Source organism: Bifidobacterium catenulatum DSM 16992 = JCM 1194 = LMG 11043, from assembly GCF_001025195.1.
Taxonomy (GTDB): Bacteria; Actinomycetota; Actinomycetes; order Actinomycetales; family Bifidobacteriaceae; genus Bifidobacterium; species Bifidobacterium catenulatum.
The window spans coordinates 1,704,930-1,721,628 of record NZ_AP012325.1; the positions used below are offsets into that span (position 1 = coordinate 1,704,930).

Genomic DNA, 16,699 nt, shown 5'->3' on the forward strand with positions numbered 1-16,699 from the left:
ATCTCTAATTACCTTAGAAAGGGATATGGGCTTTGCCGGCCAGTCATCACGATTAGCTTTCCAAATTTGGCCGTTCGCACCCTCTCACACTGTCGAGAGAATCGCCATTAATTACTTTCCGCTAAGCAATATGAAGTTTCCTCTTCACCATATCAGACAATAGAGAACGCTCCTTCTGCCCCAGCAGCAGGCACATATCTACACACAGCGTAACTAAAGCATATAGGCAGCACGTCAGAATCAATGAAATCCAATTATCAGCGATAAGGCCAAATATGCTCCTAATTCCCCAGCAAGCCACAGCCGCCACTGCAGTAGAAGCGAAATACCGTATATAAATCGGATAGAATTCGAACTTCCTGACATGCAAACATCTAGCCGCATATACAGGCACAAATGTCACATTAGCAAAGAATTCGAATAGAGGTGGAATTGCAGCCACGAGGAACACACCCCATTTCGGCAAAATCTCGATAGAGGTAATCAGCACGACCATGGATATCGCGCTGTAAACAAGCCATCCAATAGAATATTTCTTCAAACGGTTAACAATCAGCGGTAGATTTTGCAATGTCACAGCAACTCCAGAAGCCAGCAATCCTAACATTGTCAATGTGAGCAGCTCGTACAATAGAGTTGTATCTTGACCATGTTGCCATAGACGCATGAAATCATAACCCACAACCAGAAGTACCACAAAAACGATATTGGTGAAGAAGCCAGATACTTTCATACCGGACTTAATATCATCAACTAATTCATCACGCTTGCCCTGCGCATAATATTTTGTCTGTTCAGGATAGAACAGGCTTGCCACAGTAATCGTCAGACTGCTAATCTGATTCGGGACAGTCTGCGCGACAGATAACATGCCCATAAGATATGGACTAACCATAAGATTTGCCACCAATAATTGCAGGCCGAACATCATAATCTGCTGTAACTTAGTAACGACATTCCAGATTCCAGCCTCAAGCATCTCGCGGACACTTGCCCACGATACTAAATTCCAACGAAACGATATATCAGGAAGCAATACACGCGTATAGAATCGATTCATTATTGTCAATACCGCAGACGCCAAGCATACGGCCAGACCTACATAGCAGACTTTCGGAGGCAACATGCCAAAAAGCACAACCATGACTGCTACACGCACAAAAGAAAAAACCAGGTTAGCGATGCTGCTCAGATAAAGTTTGTTTTTTACGAATGTAGCTACAGAATATACTGTGGATATTGTTGTGATGACAAACTGCAAAAATATAAAAGTGAACAGCATCTTCACGTCACCAACAAGGTGGGGAGAGATATTTACCAATTTGTCGAGAAACAGGATTACTGGAATTGCAATTATCGTAAGTGCAAATACCATAACAGCATTGGCCGCAAGAGTGGACGAATAATATCGGTTCGCTTTAAGTTCGTTCCCCTCATGATATGCAACCGTAATAAAACGTCCTGCCACTGAGGTAAGTGCAACAGTGAACAGCTGCGCATAACCCACAAACGTGCTGGCCAATCCGACAAATCCATATGCCTCTGCACCGATATTATGCACGACATACGGGGTAAGAAATAAACCGATGCCGATGGAAACCACAAAATTCACCAAGCTCGCAATCATATTTACGAGCAGTTGTTTTTTATCTCCCACAATTCCACCTATTGCTTATTGATTATTTGCCAATATTCAGCAATGCGTTACATCTCTTGATTACACGTTGCCGTCAATATATCTCTTTCACAATTCGTTTCAGATTCTTAGCGATGTTCTCCAGACCGGACATCTTCTTGCACACGTCGTAGAAGTACTGCTGACGCGGCATAAAGGAGTCGATGACTTCGCTCAATAGCTTTCTACGCGGCAAATGCCTGCGGAAACGAATACTTATTCGTTGTGATATGGAGTCGTATGTTAAATGGTCAGTGAGGTCTTCATTGCGTATCCCCTTTCACGGCACCTTTCTCGCCGTATGTCTTGCGTCCCCAGAACAAAAACGGGCAGAGTCGTGTTCCCATATAATTGACCTGATCTTTAAAAGGCAAGTACCGTATGCTACTCCATGGAATTGTACGGAACATCCGGAACAATTCCTTTAGCCTCTTATGCACTTGGGCATCCGACCAATCCAACTGCCTTGCTTTGTATATCGAATCCTTGAGCTGGCTGAAGAACACAGGGAACAGATCCATGGCCCCCTCATCCAGCAGAAAACGCACTTTGCCAATCAACGCTTCGATAATGTCAAGGGATTGCAAGGTATACTTGGTATGCATGATGCTGCCGGTACGTTCGATGTAGTGGTACAGACGTTCCGGCAACAGCACTGCCGTACGTGTCCGTCCGAAAATCCTATATGTCACGAACTCATCCTCGTGCAGTTTCCCTACTGGATATCGGAGGTCTTTCCACAGCTGGCACCGATACAGTTTGTTCCACGCCACCACATTGTCCACACCGTTTTCCTCACCACGCTGCCTCATGCAATCTATGCCAGAACATGTCCTGAGCGTGTCCGTTATCGGCGCGTATTCCTTACGACGGACGGGAGCGGTCTGCTCGATGGCGTTTCCGTCAGCGTCCTCATGGAATACCGAGCACATAACGAGATCAGCATGATTCTTCTGTGCGGCGTCGATCATGGTGGCGATGTAATCCGGTTCCACGTAATCGTCGCTGTCAACGAAGGCGATGAACTCGCCAGTCGCCATATCCAATCCGGCATTACGGGCAGAGGAGAGACCGCCGTTGGGCTTGTGAATCACCTGAATACGCGAATCCTTATTGGCCCAAGCATCGCACATTGCCGGGCACCGGTCTGTGCTGCCGTCATCTACCAGAATAATCTCCAAGTGAGCATACGACTGGTTCACCACGCTACGGACGCATCGGTCGAGATACTGTTCCACCCCGTATATGGGGATGATGACGCTTACTAAATCCATAGTGAGTTCCTTCACCGTAGATACCATTTCCATAGCGATGTCATGTTTATAGCGAATGCGATTTTGGTTGACCTGTTAACGGCCGCATTCCTGAGCTCATGCAAATACACATTCCGATATGGCGATGATGCCACATGCCGTACGAAACGCAGCAATTCCGTTTTATCGACCGTTCCCGCAGCTTTGCAGGCATCGTGAATCGCCCACAACGCGTCATTCGCCAACCGCAAATACAGGTGGCATCTGTTCGTCTCACTAATCAGCATATCTCGATAAAACGCCAGATGCTTTCCATGGGCATACTCCAGCTCCTGGGCTTTCCCGAATCGGAATCCCCGGACCAAACTGCCCATATGCTGCCGGTACACGTACAGGCACCGTTGCAGAAAAGCCATACGGATGCCACGAGTGAGCAGATCCAGAACGAACAGCATGTCCTCGCCGAATGCAATATTCTCGGCAAATCGCAAATCCCCGATGCTTGAACGACGATACAGTTTCCCCCAACATTGGTAGAGCAGCTCATCGTTGTCGAGTGCACATAGCTGATTCGCCACGGTTTTCTCATGACGTCGCCGCGTGTCGATTACATTCTGTTGCCGTACGGTTTTGCTTTCTTGCTCGGTGACGCTGCCGTCGGCATGTTCTTCGATGACGTCGTATCCGAATACCACCATATCGGCCGAGTGCGTAATTGCACATCGAACAGCCTCGGCAACTGCCTCACGACGCAAACTGTCATCACTATCCACGAAGGTCACGAATGCTCCCGTAGCCGCATCCAATCCGGCATTACGGGCCGCGGACACTCCTCTGCATGGTTGATGAGTCACGCGAATCCGCTGATCGGTTTGTGCCATGGCGTCGCAGAGTTCCGCCGACCCGTCCGTGGACCCATCGTCGACCAGTATGATCTCAAGGTCCGGGTAGGTCTGCGAGCGCAGACTGTTCACACAATCATCGAGGTAATGTTTCGAGTTCCGTATCGGCACGATGATGCTTACAAGCGGCGATGAGGACGGTTTGGTCTCGTCTGTCATGATCTTTTCGCGTTCCTCACATAGAATTCCTGCAGTTGCGCGGCTACGTCGGACATCTCGTATCCCGCGACTTTCACTTCGGAGCTTCGGCTTCTTCGTTCGGGCGCGTGTTTGAGTATGTCATCCAATCGTGTTGCCCAAGCGTCCGGTCCGTTTCCCAGACGTTCGAAATGCATGAGGTCGCATACACGGGCCGACTCCGGAACTACGTCAGCGGAACCGAGGCAGGGCAGTCCGGCGCATTGCGCTTCGATGTATACGATGCCCAGTCCTTCGGCGACCGAAGGAAGTACGAAGGCGTCCATGGCCTGGTACAGTTCCGCGACATCGGAACGTTGTCCAAGCAGCTGCACGCATCCATCCAAGTTCTTTTCGACAATTCGACATTCAATTTCGTCACGTAGAGGACCGTCGCCGACCATGACCAGTACGGAGTCTGGGTGAATCGCATGGTAGCGTTCGAACATGTCCAGCAGGAACAGAGGATTCTTCTGTGGCCGAAAACCACCGCAGAATCCGATGACTGTGGTGTGGTCGCTGAGCTTCAATTCGCGACGTGCTTTTTCCCGTGCAGCTGCATTATATGCGAATTGCGCCCTGTCGATACCATTGCGGATCCAAGTGTAAGGCTTGTTCGGGAACATGAAATTCGCCGCCAGATCCGAGCAAGCGAAGTAATGCGTAGGGTATCGGTCGATGTCTTTGGCGATGGCTTGGCCTCGCATGTCCCAGAGCAATGCGCGTAGCGGATTCTCGTGGTGTTGGTACTCCTCGATGTTATGGGAGTGCAGGATGCGTAGTCCGATGCCCGCACGCTGGGCATATTTCAATGGCAGCGCGTACGGGAAATTCGCGTGCATGTGGACGCCCATGATTTCGGGATGCTGTTGGAAGAAGCGCGGCAGACATGTGCGTGACCGGATCAGTGAATCCCGTTGTGGCACAAGGACCCGGCATATGTTGCCGCCCATGGATTGGATTTCGTTTTCGAAATGCAACGGCCCGTCATGGTAATCCTGCAGGAAATCGAATTGCACTTTGGTCCGATCCATGTGCCGATACACGTTCATGATGAAGGTTTCGATGCCGCCCAAACCTGTGGTCATGCCCCATTGGAGGATGTGGATAGGTTGCGTCGTCATGGTCTTGTACTCCCCTTGGCATCGTCGATGAGTGTGAAGAGCCGACGAACTTGATCCTCATAGTCGAATCGTCCGCCTTGGAGGTTGGAGCTCAAGGTGGCGCACAAGGATTTGTCGTTCAATAGTCTGATGATGCCTTCAGCCAACGCGGTTTCATCGGGGCGGACCAGAATCCCATCGTGTCCATCGGTAATTTGTTCGCGCGAGCTGGGTATGTCGGTGGCAACGATTGGTTTGGCCAGAATTCTTGCCTCCTGCAATGCCAGACTGTATCCCTCGTATCTGGACGGCTGCACGTAGATGTCAGTCGCGGCGACATATGGGTATGGGTTTGCGACGCGACCTTTCAGTATGAAATGGTGTTCGAGGCCGTACGCGTGAATCATGGTTTCCAGTTCGGCCCGCTGGTCGCCCTCGCCAAGTACCAGCCATGTAAAGTCCAGTCCACGTTGGCGTAGCAAAGCGGCCGCCTTTACCGCGATGTCAATGCCTTTCTGAGAAAGCAATCTTCCCAATGTAACCAATTTGTTGGGACGTTCGGCGAAATCGTCTGGCACCGGTTGCGAGGCCTTCCGCCTGATATCGTCGGCATCCAGCACGTTGTACAGCACCTCGGCCTTATCCGCGTACGCGGAAGCCTGCTCCACGAATCTGTGTTTCACCGATTCGGATACGCAGAAGACTTTGTCGTATCCATGCAGGTATGGCATGGCCAACGGCAGCCATTCCATCTGTTCGTCGTGCATCCACGTCGCATGGAAGTCCGCATCCAGTTGCACGCCGAGCGTAGTGGTCAACGATCCGTAGCCTCGAAAATCGAGCACCGCGTCAAAATGCTCTGTTGGCAAATCATCGATGTGGGAAGAAGCGTAGTCGTACACCAGATTGCGTTTGTCGTTGCTGGCGATGGTTAGGAGCTTGCGCCCGAGGCGGTAGAGACTGCGGCGAATCGTGCCACAGTCAGAAAAGTCATTGACTCCGATGGCATACGCGAAAGCGGAAGTGAAATGGCAGTGCCGGACCGCAACCTGATCCGGGAGCATGTTCAGCAAGGGTCCTTGGCGTTCTGCCGTCAACAATGTCACGGAAACCTGGTTGTAGTCCAGATCTTGCAACAAACGAACCAAGGCGATTTCCATTCCGCCATCGCCTAGACCGCACAAGACGGCGATACGTTTACGAGATGCATCAATCACGATATTTTCCCCTTTACGCGGTTCCAGATGGGGTAGAACAGTGACGGGCAGAAGGTTCCGCCAAGGATGCGTATCCAATATCGGGGCGAATGCAATCGCTTCAACGCATGCCACCAGTATTTGCACAGAATCTTCCTATATTCGTCCCGATGCGACGGATCGTTAATGGCGTAGGTACGTAACAGTAGTTCCTCCGCCAAAATAGCATAGGAAGCTAATACTGAGGACCTTGACTCTTTCGGTACGATGGTCATCATGTGTTCGTGTGCCTCCAGACAGGTCGCCACGGATTCCAAGTCCACCTTGTGGGATGTGGAGTTAGGATTATTGCGGTAGTTGTATAGGCACCGGTCAGTGCTCACCGTCACTGCAGATAACGACGCGTATTCCACGTCGAACAGTAAATCTTCGCACATGCTGATTCGCGAATCGAACCGAAGATTCTCCCGCTCAATCAACGCGCGTGAGAAGAACTTGTTCCACACATAGCCTTTCACTCCGGAATAGGCGAGGATGCAATCCAATGCGTCCTTGCGGGAAAGGACGCCGGAAGGAATCCGGTAATCAGGTTCCTGAGCGTGCACGGCGCTTGGGGTGGCGTCAGCCGGCACACTTCGGTAATTGAATATGGCCATCTGCGCATGCCTGTCATGGACCAGCTCAAGCAGTTCCTCGACGGTTTCCTCTTCAAGCCAATCATCGGCATCCACGAATTCCAGCCAATCGCCATCCGCCGCGTCAAGTCCGGCGTTTCTCGCCGCGGAAACGCCGCTGTTGGCACGGTGAATCACCATGACGCGAGCGTCCTTGTCGGCCCATGCATCGCATAAGTCGGCACTACCGTCCGTGGAGCCATCATCCACGAGAATCACCTGAATATCTGCATGTGTCTGATGCAACAGGCTGTCGACGCACGTGTCTAGATAGTCGCGCGCATTGTATACGGGAACGATAAGGCTGACCAGTTGGTTCTTCTCGTTCATGGGCGGCCTCCGGACACCCGTTGCAGCATACGGTACGTTCTGGGCGCGAAGGACAGGAACAGCAGTTTAGCCTTTCTTGAAACCGAAACTCTGTCATCATGGAGCACCGGACGAAGAAAATGTCTCATATCGCGCGCAATACGATGGTATATCACGGCCGGCGCGTCACTTTGGAAAATATTGAACAGCACATCGGCACGTCCCTGAAGACGGAAGTAGTCCATGGCTTTTTTGTCGGAGTAGCCATGCTGGGTAAGGTAATCGCAGCATAAGTCAGAAATCTGGATCTCGTCGCACGAATGGTCGTTGAACACGCTCATATGGACGATAGAACCTTGTCTGATGCTGTAATGGTACAGAGGTTCCATCCGTACGAAAATGCTGTTCATCCGCAGGAACACCTGTGTGAGCACGTAATAGTCCTCACTATTCAGTCCTTCATGGAAGCGAATGCCATGGTCACCTTTGAAAAGCCGAGCGTCGAACATCTTCCCCCATACCGGCCCTGCCAATGACAGGTGGTATAGGAATTGGATCATGGCTTCCTCACTGTCCATGATTCCTTCGGGCGTGCTTCGCGTGTCGGCGACCACACTACCATCCTCCAAATCATGCAGACATGAGCACATCACCACATCCGATCCGCTTTGCTCGTGCCAGCTCAACAGTTCGGAGATGTAGTTTGGTTCCACATAATCATCGCTGTCCACAAAGGTGACCAGATCGCCAACGATGATGTCCAATCCCGCGTTCCTGGCCGAGGCCAGACCTCCATTCTTTTTATGTACCACGCGTATGCGGGAATCGCGGGCTGCCCATTCATCACACAATTGGGGGCAACGGTCCGGTGAGCCATCATCCACCACAACAATATCCAATTGCTTGTAATCCTGTTCGACGATGCTCTTTATGCATCTGTCGAGGTAGCGTTCCACGCCGTAGACGGGAACAATCACGGAAACTATCTGTCTACCGTCCATCAGTCCAACACCATCCCATTCGAATCGAACGCCTGCAACAATGACAGCCAATCGTTAAGAATCGTAGTCATGTCATAACGTTGAGCGTTGTTCTCACTCATGCTGGAATATTTGACACGCTTGGCGCAATCATCAATCAGCTCATTGATGGCCTTGGCCATGGCGTCGATGTCTTCCAACAGCACGAGGGCTCCGTTGATACCGTCTTCGACGATTTCGGCAGGGCCTGTCGGGCAATCGAAGCTCACCAATGGCAGACGATGTGCTTTAGCCTCGAGCAACACCATTGGCAGTCCTTCGAAGCGGGAGGTCATGACGAACATGGCGGACCGCCTGTAGTACGCGTCCACGTCATCGACTCGACCTTCAAGTGTCAGCCGGCCGTCCAGATGAGCATCATGAATCTTCTGCTCGAGCGACGGTCTGTCTTCGCCTTCTCCAAGAATCTTCCATTGCCAGTCCGGATGGTCCGGCAGCACTTTGGCGGCGACGTCGACCAGCAAGTCGAAGCCTTTCTGGTATGCCAGTCGGCCAGAGCTCAGAATCAGCTTGGAATCCACGTCATATGAGACAGGGCCTTCAGGCGCCTGCATGGGGTTCGGAATGGCAATGACCGGACATCTCAACGTGAGATTGGTCTCGTACAGCTTCTTGTCGGTTTCAGTCAGAGTAACGATGGCGTCCGCGCTGCGGGCGGCCCACCGACGAGTCAACTTACGATATGGCACATCCGGATTCTGCAGGTAATTAAAGTGTTCCCAGGACACTACCTTTACGCCAGTTTTCCTTTTGAGCGGGAGGGAATACATGTCCAGAATGCCGTCGATGTCAATCACTACGTCGATATGCTGTTTCACAACGATGTTCCGCAGTCGTTTGCAGGTATCGAAATAATGTTGGATACCGTGTGTCACCGTCGGATACAGACTGAATCGCTGGATGTTCGAGTCAATCGGGAAAAACGGACTGTCATGCTCCTCGAAAAGGCTGATGAAGGAGATTGTGTAATCAGTGCCCGCCGAAAGTGTGTTGGCGAGCATGATGGACACATTCTCCGTGCCTCCTGAACGGGTGATGTCACCGGAGAAAAAACCGACGTGCATCAGACATCCTCTCTTGCAACGCTGTTCGCGTGCTTTCCGACGCGTCCTTTGATTTTTTTGACATCCCGTTTCCACTGGGACAGGCGCTGGTTCGGGGAGAACACCAGCAAATGCAATACAGGGAATGTGGCCGCTTCATGACGGACCCATGATCCGAAGTCCGGTTCGAACAGCACCGAAGCAAGCACATAGCCCAGGAAAATCGAAATGGCCAGGAACTGCGTGTCATCCTCGATCTCATCAAGCTTGCCGAACAGGTGCACCAGATACACGGTGACAGCCACTTGGAAGAGGCAGAACGGCAGATACTGAACACCTTTCACCGCCAGCTCGAACGGAATCATCATGCGGACCGCGTTGATCAGATAGTTCAGCAGGAACAATGGCAGGCTCGTGGAGTTGTCTCCACCCACCCAGTTTTTGATGATGGTGACGCTGTCGGCGTCACCTTCTCGGCCACTCAAACTGTAGTCACGGACATCCATAATCTGTTGGTATTCGTCAGGCATGAGCACACTGGCCACCACCATCATCGCGCATACCAACAAGTACATCGTGGCTACCGTGATAGCAATCTTAGCCGCAGGAGGAATCCTGCGAATTTTACGGAAAACCACGAGAATGCAGTAGATGGCAAGAACAAATGCGGCGATCAGTATGTAATACGAACGGAACACCTTGCTCTCAAAATACAGGACCACCGCTGCAAGAACGATTTTCATGAAGGAGTTCTCGATTGGTATCAGCAGTACCAGATACACCGCCATGAAGAACAGGAACTGGATGACGTCCTTGCCGATGTTGAAAACATAGATATTCAGCAGACCGATACAGGACAACAGGAAAATGGTCTGTACCATATCAGGCTCGGGAAGTCTCAACACCATGAAAAACACAACCAACGTCAGAGATAGACCAAGGAACCAGCTCCATTGGCTCATCGTGGTGAAACTGAAGACGTTAATGTTTTTGAAGAAATTGGCGGCAACGATGTAAGTGCCAGCCCAAGCGTGCACTCCTACATCCTCATTAGCCATGCCCAAAATACGATTGTTGTCATAGAAATATTTCGCCGGGAGCAACATGGTCAGCAGCTTGGCCGCCAACATCACGACAAAGACAAGGATAAGAGTCGCGTTCTTGTTTCGGTTCTCCCACCAACCGCCTTTATCCGCCAGTTCAAGTTCATCGTTCATGAATCAGAATCACCTCAGATGCGTTCGGCCTTGGCTAGCGCATCCACATAGAATTTTTGGAGCCATTCCGCATTGGCTTTGATATCGAACCCCGCATCGGTCACAGTGTCCGCACCGGAAGCGCGATCCGTTCCGGCATATGCGGCATGCTGGTTCAGGATTCGCTTGGCCCATTCCGCTGGAGACTCATCCAAGCCAATGACCTGCACATTGCCTGTCACGTCGCATTGCTTGGGTACGCGGTCGGAAATGGTGCAGGGCAGACCGGATGCCTGCGCCTCGATCATGGTGACCGGCAGCCCCTCATACAGGCTTGGTAGAATGAAGGAATCCATGCCCTGCAAAACCCGGTTCACGTCGGAACGTACGCCGAGGAACCTCACTGCGTCATGCAGACCAAGCTCATCCACCTTGGCCTTGATTTGGTTTTTCAATTCGTCGTTCAGCTCGCCGCCGCCTACGAGCCACAGGACGCTGTTCGGGCACTGCTTGTGGACTTCGGCGAAGATATCGATCAGGAATGTATGGTTCTTCTGCGGGAAGAACCTTCCCACATGTCCAAGCACAAAGGTGTCTGGGTCGGTGACGCCGAATTCGGCACGCACCTTCGTGGCAAGGGATGAATCGTAGCGATAGGCGGAGGTGTCAATCGCGTTGCGCTGCTGAATCACCTTGCTCCGGTTCTTCTCACCGAACAGCCAATCCCCCGCTTCAGTGCCGCATGCGAACATATGTGTGACGTATTTCGGCAACCTCATGCGGAAATACTCGCGGAATATGGATTTCAGGTCGAATCCGACCGGACGGTTGTGCGCGTGAGCGATGCGGACAGGAACGCCCTGCTCTGCAGCTATCCGCAAAGGGAAGTAGCTGCGTTCCTCAAGATTCGAATGGATAATCTGGTATTCCGGATGCTGTTGGAGGAAAGCACGGAATTCACGCTTGTACCGTCCGAAATACTGCGGGTACATCGGGCACATGCGGTAGATGCGTCCGCCCAACGCCTCGATCTCATCCTCATAGGCCGCATGGTAATCGCGATTGACCAGAAAATCATAAGTGACCTGCTCGCGGTCGAAATGACGAAGGTAATTCATCATCATGGTTTCGGCACCACCACGGTCCATAACCGTGTCGAGTACCAATACGCGCAACGGGGAATGCTCAGGCATGACGAACCTCTTCCTTGATCAACCGTTGTTCCAAACGCACCACGGTATCGGACGGAATCGGGGAATCGATCACGCAGCCCGCACCGATCACGCAGTTGTCTCCGATGGAGGCGCCTTTGATGATGGTCACATTGCTGCCGATCCAGCAGTGTTTTCCGATCACAACCGGTGCCGTGGAATAGCCTTGGCCTTTGATGGATTCATCCGCGTTGACGAAACGATGGTTGTGGTCGTAGATACGCACGTTTTCACCGAAAATGGTGCCGTCTCCGATGCGGATTTCCTCGATGGCATGCACGGCGCAACCGTTGTTGAAGAACACATTGTCGCCGATGGTGATGGTTCCGCCCAATTCAGCGGTGAGCTGCAGTCCCTTACGGAAATGCAACGCCTTGCCCCAACGGATGGATCTGCCGTAAATGACCCTGTACAAAGCTTTCAGTAGCGCTCCGGTAAACCGGTACCACAGCTTCACTACTACCACCGACTCTCCCCCGTTCTACTCACTAGTCCGCTTGGAATAACCACTGAGTGTTCAGTGCTTGCTCTTGGAACGGGAGATGCCCGACTTGGACTTTCGCTTGGAGGAAGAGCCGGCATCCTCATGATCCTCATGGTAGTAATAGCTGGAACGGCCGGCATTGTTCACGGACACCATGTTCAGCACCACGCCCCGGATGGCGGTCTTGGACATGCGGAATTCCTTCACGACCTCACGCAGCGCCTTCTTCTGCGCGACGCCTTGGCCCACGACCAGCAGCAGTACGCCACCCTTTTCCGCGAAAACGGCGGCATCGTTGGCGACCGTCATCGGGGCGGTGTCGACGATGACGTAATCGTATCGTTCGGCGGCCTGGTCAACCAGCTGACGCATGGCGTCAGATCCCAGGATGATGCCGGATGGTGTCTTCTGCTCTTCGGCGGGAAGAACCTGCAGATACGACTTCCAATACGGCTGGATGGCCTCCTTCGCGGAAACCTCTCCGGCCAGCAGGGAGACCAGGCCGACGCCGCTGTTCATGCCAAGGGCCTTGGCCACCGACGGATGGCGCACATCGGCATCGATGAGCAGAACACTCTTGCCTTTTTCGGCGAATGCGGCAGCCATATTCACCGACACTGTGGTCTTGCCCTCGCGAGGATTGGTGGAAGTCACGATAATGACGTTCTGCTGCTTCAAGTCCTTCGGAGTGACGAAGGAAATATTCGTAGTCAGACGGCGGACTTCTTCAGCAGCACGGCCACGTGGCTTGGTGATAACGGCGGGGACGCCATTGGACACAGTGTGAGCCTTCGGCACGGATGCAAGCACGGGATCGCGGACAACGGTCTGCACGTCAGAAACGTCATTGACGCCCTTGTCGAACATCTCGCGCAGAACAGCGCCCAGCATCGCGATGATAAGACCAGCAACGATACCGATGGCAAGATTCGCCTGGACGTTCGGCGATGACGCGACCCGAGGCTCCACCGGCGCCTGGATGGTGGCGAAGGAAACATTGATGTCGGGGCCCGCCATGGCGGAAACCTGCTTCTTCAGTTGCTTTACCAACTCTTTGACAATACGCACGGTCTGTGCTGGATTCGAATCAGTGGCATAAATGTAGACAATGGGAGATGAATCATTAGTTGCCGCCGAAACATTGGAACGCAATGCAGTCGGCGTGGTGTGCAGACCCAAGTTGTCAATAACGGACTGCAGAATCTCATCAGATTGGACAAGATCGGGATACAGGCTGGCCAGCGAGCTGCCATTCGCATATTGCTGCTGGTTCGTCGTAGTCGAGCTTTCACTGGATGATGCGGAATCATACTGCGTCAATATCTCAGTGCTTGCTGTATAGATAGGTGTGGCGGCGAATGTCGTCCCCGCGACAACGCCCACCACCACGCAGAACAGCACGATTTCCACAATCCAATGCTTCTTGATAGCTCTCAGCACGTCCGAAATAGTCATGTGTTCCCTCTCATTCTCACACTGAAGCGAGCGCTCCACCCCACTTGCCAAGAAACGCTCAGCCATTTCGTAAGCTATCTTACCGTTTCCCCCGACAAGGATTGGTAGCGGGCTGCGGGTGTTTTCTTGGAGACCGAGCGAAAGGATTATCGTATGTCCGGTCCCGAGGAACGACGGCATGCGGTGGAACTGTACTTCACCACGTCGATGACAACGGCCCAGATGGCGAAGCACCTGGGCTAACCGACCGTGCCCGGAACGCTGGCTGGCGGCGGATCCCCGGTATACCGGCCATATGACCCAACCCATCATCCCACCGGGGACAAAGGACCAAGGCAGTCGAACCGGTGCCGGGTAGCATGCAGAAGAAGCGGGCCGCCGAACGGCTCGGCGCGGGCGTCGGAGCAGTCCACAACTGGGTCAAGGCGTACCGCGAAGGTGGAATGGCCGCGTTGCAGACCAGAAACAAGAACGCCGCGCAGAACGGCAGATGGATTGGCAGCGGTGTGTTGGACGGTTTCTTAGAGGACGAGTCCCTGTTCGGTGAACTCCTTCGGACTCCGGTATCCGAGGGTGGAGTGGAGCCGCCGGTTGTCGGACCACCACACGCAGTCGTCGGGGCCGCGCCTCAGCTGCCCGATCGTGGCGTAGCTGTTCCGGTACACGAGCTCCTTCTTCAGCAGCCTGTCCATCGATTCGACCACGGCGTTGCCGTGGGGGCCGCCCCTGCGCGGCGGCGATCCTTTGACATCGAACACGTCGAGCGGCTCGTCGATCTCCGTGTCGTCGAACCCGCCGCCCCGGTCGGCGTGGAACACCTGGACGTCCGTCAGCGGGAAGTCGAGCGTGGCGAACGCGCCCGGCACCAGGCCCGCGTACCGTGCGGTTCGGACCGCTTGCGCGTGTACGCGCCCGTCATGCCCTGTTCGCGCATGATGCCACCGATGCGCCTCCCGGACGCGGTGACGCCAACAGCATATCAACAATATCTTGTCTCGTCATTCCGACTCGAGGGATTGCCAATTATCTGGAGGAAGATCTAGTTTAAGATATTCATATGAATTCGTTTTGATTTCAGAAAGAACGCCTTTAGCGTTGCGAATCCAGTTGTTACCCTTATTGTCTCGAAAGGCAATAACCGATTCAACACGAACATGCATTCCTTCGCCCGGATAAGGAACATAAGTCGTAAATCTCCCAGGAGGAACGGTACCTACACAAACAGTATTATTTGTCCCGCTCAAATAATCGGCGCCAGCCCCTTGATATGTTCCAGAAGTTAAAACGACATCATAGATCGGCTGATCCGAACCATTATTGACGGAAACCTTCATTAATGGAGAATTCTCCACCATCTGAACGCCGCCTTTCGAATCATGTACCACCCAAGACGATATCTCATTCGCTTGTTCAAATTTGGCGATCTGCCGGTCATGATTCTTCACATAGTCATATGACATAAAAGCAATAACGATGGAAATCACGGAAATACCAAGCGTGAATATGTCTGAAACATTGGTAAGCCCCGGATGTTCGGTATTCAAAAAAGTTCCAATGGCTTTAATCATTCCACTAACCTTTTGCCGAATATAGTTCATACATTAATCTCTTCCCCGCCGAGACAATATCCCCGTTCTCCGACTCACACCTATCTAATCCTCATCGGCAGCATACCACACACTCAAACATTTGTTCGATTTTATCTTTTCGTAAAATATCCCAGTCGGCCTGGACATGTAGGATTCGGGGGGAAAGAGAGACCACAGACTAGAGAAGAATTGTGAGCGAGAAGAACCAGGCCACGGAGAACGACAACCGCGTAAACGTCAAACACGGCGCACCGGCACATTCCCGAATCGCAAATAGGGAGGGGCAGAGGAATTCCAGCATCGAGCTGCTGCGCATCATCGCGATGTTCATGATCCTCATGCACCACTTCGTCGTTCACAACGGCTACGACGAGCTGAATCTTCCCCTGGGGCCGGAGCGGATCTTCTTCCAGCTCGTCATGGCCGGCGGCGGCAAGGTCGGCGTGGTCATCTTCTTCTCCATCTCCGCATGGTTCTTCCTCGACAGGGAGCAGACCATCAAATCCAACCTCAAGCGCGTATGGATCATGGAACGCGAGCTCCTGTTCTGGAGCCTCGCGCTTATGATGTTCTACCTCGTGTTCGACCGAGCCGACCTCGGACCGAAACTCATGGTCAGAAGCCTCGTACCCCTGAGCACAGGCATCTGGTGGTACGCCACCGCCTACGCCATCTTCCTAATGCTCCTCCCCTTCCTTTCCAAAGGTTTGAAGGTGCTCAGCCGCGAATACCACCTCGCGCTGGCCGCGACCGTGCTGGTCATATGGGGATTGACCAGCTTCATCCCCGGAATGATAGGAATCAACGACGGCTTCTTCGGGTTCATCTACCTGTTCATCCTAATCTCCGCCTACAAGTGGTACATGGAACCGTTCACCACCAGACAGGTCTGGCTGATGATTGGCACAGGTCTCGGTTTTTTCCTGTTGTACACCTGCGCCTCCATAACATTGTCGCTGCTCGGGTACGACATGGGAATATACATCACCGGCGATTGGAAGCTGCCCGTCATCATGGTCGGCTTCGGCATGTTCCTGCTGTTCGACCGCGTCACCTTCCACAATCGGACCATCAACCGGATCGCGCAGTCCGCGTTCGCCGTGTACCTGATCACCGACTACGCGGCCTCCAGGAAACTGTTCTGGGTCAAGTTGTTCAATCTGCAAGACCTCTACCAGCAGCCATTCGCGATTCTGCAGATCCTCGGCATACTGCTCACGATTTACGCGATCTGTATCCTGATTGATTTCGCTCGTCAAGCACTATTCGCCTTTACTATCGACCGACGCCACGGACATTGGTTCGACTTACTGTGGAAACGAAGCATCTCATTTAAGGGCCTTTCGCTGTTTGGTGTGGGTGAAGCGGGTTAGGCGGTGACGACGGTCGGGT

At 52.7% G+C, this 16,699-nt stretch carries 16 protein-coding genes; 1 reads left to right on the forward strand and 15 read right to left on the reverse strand.

Annotated features, from left to right (window positions below; translation table 11 throughout):
* Window positions 1-121 precede the first annotated feature (121 nt).
* The 15 genes from BBCT_RS07140 to BBCT_RS09380 form a co-directional block, all read right to left on the reverse strand.
* Entirely contained in the window at window positions 122-1,657 is a 1,536-nt protein-coding gene (locus BBCT_RS07140) for a lipopolysaccharide biosynthesis protein (RefSeq protein ID WP_033512965.1), read from the reverse strand.
* Between the two features lie 73 nt (window positions 1,658-1,730).
* Window positions 1,731-1,853 (reverse strand): hypothetical protein, encoded by a 123-nt coding sequence (locus BBCT_RS09645; RefSeq protein ID WP_003835496.1) that lies wholly within the window; start codon window positions 1,851-1,853, stop codon window positions 1,731-1,733.
* A gap of 85 nt (window positions 1,854-1,938) precedes the next feature.
* Window positions 1,939-2,949, reverse strand: coding sequence for a glycosyltransferase family 2 protein (locus BBCT_RS07145; RefSeq protein WP_050776546.1), 1,011 nt, complete (start codon window positions 2,947-2,949; stop codon window positions 1,939-1,941).
* Between the two features lie 11 nt (window positions 2,950-2,960).
* On the reverse strand, window positions 2,961-3,989 hold the full coding sequence (locus BBCT_RS07150) for a glycosyltransferase family 2 protein (RefSeq protein WP_003835498.1): 1,029 nt from the start codon (window positions 3,987-3,989) through the stop codon (window positions 2,961-2,963).
* A complete protein-coding gene (locus BBCT_RS07155; protein ID WP_003835499.1) occupies window positions 3,986-5,131 on the reverse strand; it encodes a glycosyltransferase in 1,146 nt (381 codons plus the stop codon). Before BBCT_RS07155 ends, BBCT_RS07150 begins: the two co-directional genes overlap by 4 nt.
* A complete protein-coding gene (locus BBCT_RS08965) occupies window positions 5,128-6,327 on the reverse strand; it encodes a glycosyltransferase (RefSeq protein ID WP_081450285.1) in 1,200 nt (399 codons plus the stop codon). The genes BBCT_RS07155 and BBCT_RS08965 overlap by 4 nt, the downstream gene beginning before the upstream one ends.
* On the reverse strand, window positions 6,324-7,310 hold the full coding sequence (locus tag BBCT_RS07170; RefSeq protein WP_003835501.1) for a glycosyltransferase: 987 nt from the start codon (window positions 7,308-7,310) through the stop codon (window positions 6,324-6,326). Before BBCT_RS07170 ends, BBCT_RS08965 begins: the two co-directional genes overlap by 4 nt.
* Complete coding sequence (locus BBCT_RS07175) at window positions 7,307-8,290, reverse strand: glycosyltransferase family 2 protein (protein WP_003835502.1); 984 nt, start codon at window positions 8,288-8,290, stop codon at window positions 7,307-7,309. The genes BBCT_RS07170 and BBCT_RS07175 overlap by 4 nt, the downstream gene beginning before the upstream one ends.
* Window positions 8,290-9,393: a glycosyltransferase family 4 protein gene (locus BBCT_RS07180; RefSeq protein WP_003835503.1), complete on the reverse strand. Its 1,104-nt coding sequence runs from the start codon at window positions 9,391-9,393 to the stop codon at window positions 8,290-8,292. The genes BBCT_RS07175 and BBCT_RS07180 overlap by 1 nt, the downstream gene beginning before the upstream one ends.
* On the reverse strand, window positions 9,393-10,589 hold the full coding sequence (locus BBCT_RS07185; RefSeq protein ID WP_003835504.1) for a hypothetical protein: 1,197 nt from the start codon (window positions 10,587-10,589) through the stop codon (window positions 9,393-9,395). The genes BBCT_RS07180 and BBCT_RS07185 overlap by 1 nt, the downstream gene beginning before the upstream one ends.
* Window positions 10,590-10,603: 14 nt before the next feature.
* Window positions 10,604-11,761, reverse strand: a complete 1,158-nt coding sequence (locus BBCT_RS07190) for a glycosyltransferase family 1 protein (RefSeq protein ID WP_003835505.1) — start codon at window positions 11,759-11,761, stop codon at window positions 10,604-10,606.
* Entirely contained in the window at window positions 11,754-12,245 is a 492-nt protein-coding gene (locus BBCT_RS07195; RefSeq protein ID WP_033512970.1) for an acyltransferase, read from the reverse strand. The genes BBCT_RS07190 and BBCT_RS07195 overlap by 8 nt, the downstream gene beginning before the upstream one ends.
* A gap of 51 nt (window positions 12,246-12,296) precedes the next feature.
* On the reverse strand, window positions 12,297-13,718 hold the full coding sequence (locus BBCT_RS07200) for a polysaccharide biosynthesis tyrosine autokinase (RefSeq protein ID WP_033512971.1): 1,422 nt from the start codon (window positions 13,716-13,718) through the stop codon (window positions 12,297-12,299).
* A 521-nt stretch (window positions 13,719-14,239) separates the two neighbouring features.
* Window positions 14,240-14,584, reverse strand: coding sequence for an integrase core domain-containing protein (locus BBCT_RS08970; protein WP_003835508.1), 345 nt, complete (start codon window positions 14,582-14,584; stop codon window positions 14,240-14,242).
* Window positions 14,585-14,716: 132 nt separating this feature from the next.
* Window positions 14,717-15,286: a hypothetical protein gene (locus BBCT_RS09380; protein WP_192816174.1), complete on the reverse strand. Its 570-nt coding sequence runs from the start codon at window positions 15,284-15,286 to the stop codon at window positions 14,717-14,719.
* A 212-nt stretch (window positions 15,287-15,498) separates the two neighbouring features.
* Between BBCT_RS09380 and BBCT_RS07210 the strand changes: the two genes are divergently transcribed.
* Window positions 15,499-16,680, forward strand: coding sequence for an acyltransferase family protein (locus BBCT_RS07210; protein ID WP_003835510.1), 1,182 nt, complete (start codon window positions 15,499-15,501; stop codon window positions 16,678-16,680).
* The last annotated feature ends 19 nt before the right edge of the window (window positions 16,681-16,699 follow it).

Bases quoted from the DNA above. Each gene is read 5' to 3' on its own strand.
- BBCT_RS07145 (WP_050776546.1), bottom strand. From the start codon at position 2,949: ATGGATTTAGTAAGCGTCATCATCCCCATATACGGGGTGGAACAGTAT.
- BBCT_RS07150 (WP_003835498.1), bottom strand. From the start codon at position 3,989: ATGACAGACGAGACCAAACCGTCCTCATCGCCGCTTGTAAGCATCATC.
- BBCT_RS07155 (WP_003835499.1), bottom strand. From the start codon at position 5,131: ATGACGACGCAACCTATCCACATCCTCCAATGGGGCATGACCACAGGT.
- BBCT_RS07170 (WP_003835501.1), bottom strand. From the start codon at position 7,310: ATGAACGAGAAGAACCAACTGGTCAGCCTTATCGTTCCCGTATACAAT.
- BBCT_RS07175 (WP_003835502.1), bottom strand. From the start codon at position 8,290: ATGGACGGTAGACAGATAGTTTCCGTGATTGTTCCCGTCTACGGCGTG.
- BBCT_RS07180 (WP_003835503.1), bottom strand. From the start codon at position 9,393: ATGCACGTCGGTTTTTTCTCCGGTGACATCACCCGTTCAGGAGGCACG.
- BBCT_RS07185 (WP_003835504.1), bottom strand. From the start codon at position 10,589: ATGAACGATGAACTTGAACTGGCGGATAAAGGCGGTTGGTGGGAGAAC.
- BBCT_RS07190 (WP_003835505.1), bottom strand. From the start codon at position 11,761: ATGCCTGAGCATTCCCCGTTGCGCGTATTGGTACTCGACACGGTTATG.
- BBCT_RS07200 (WP_033512971.1), bottom strand. From the start codon at position 13,718: ATGACTATTTCGGACGTGCTGAGAGCTATCAAGAAGCATTGGATTGTG.
- BBCT_RS09380 (WP_192816174.1), bottom strand. From the start codon at position 15,286: ATGATTAAAGCCATTGGAACTTTTTTGAATACCGAACATCCGGGGCTT.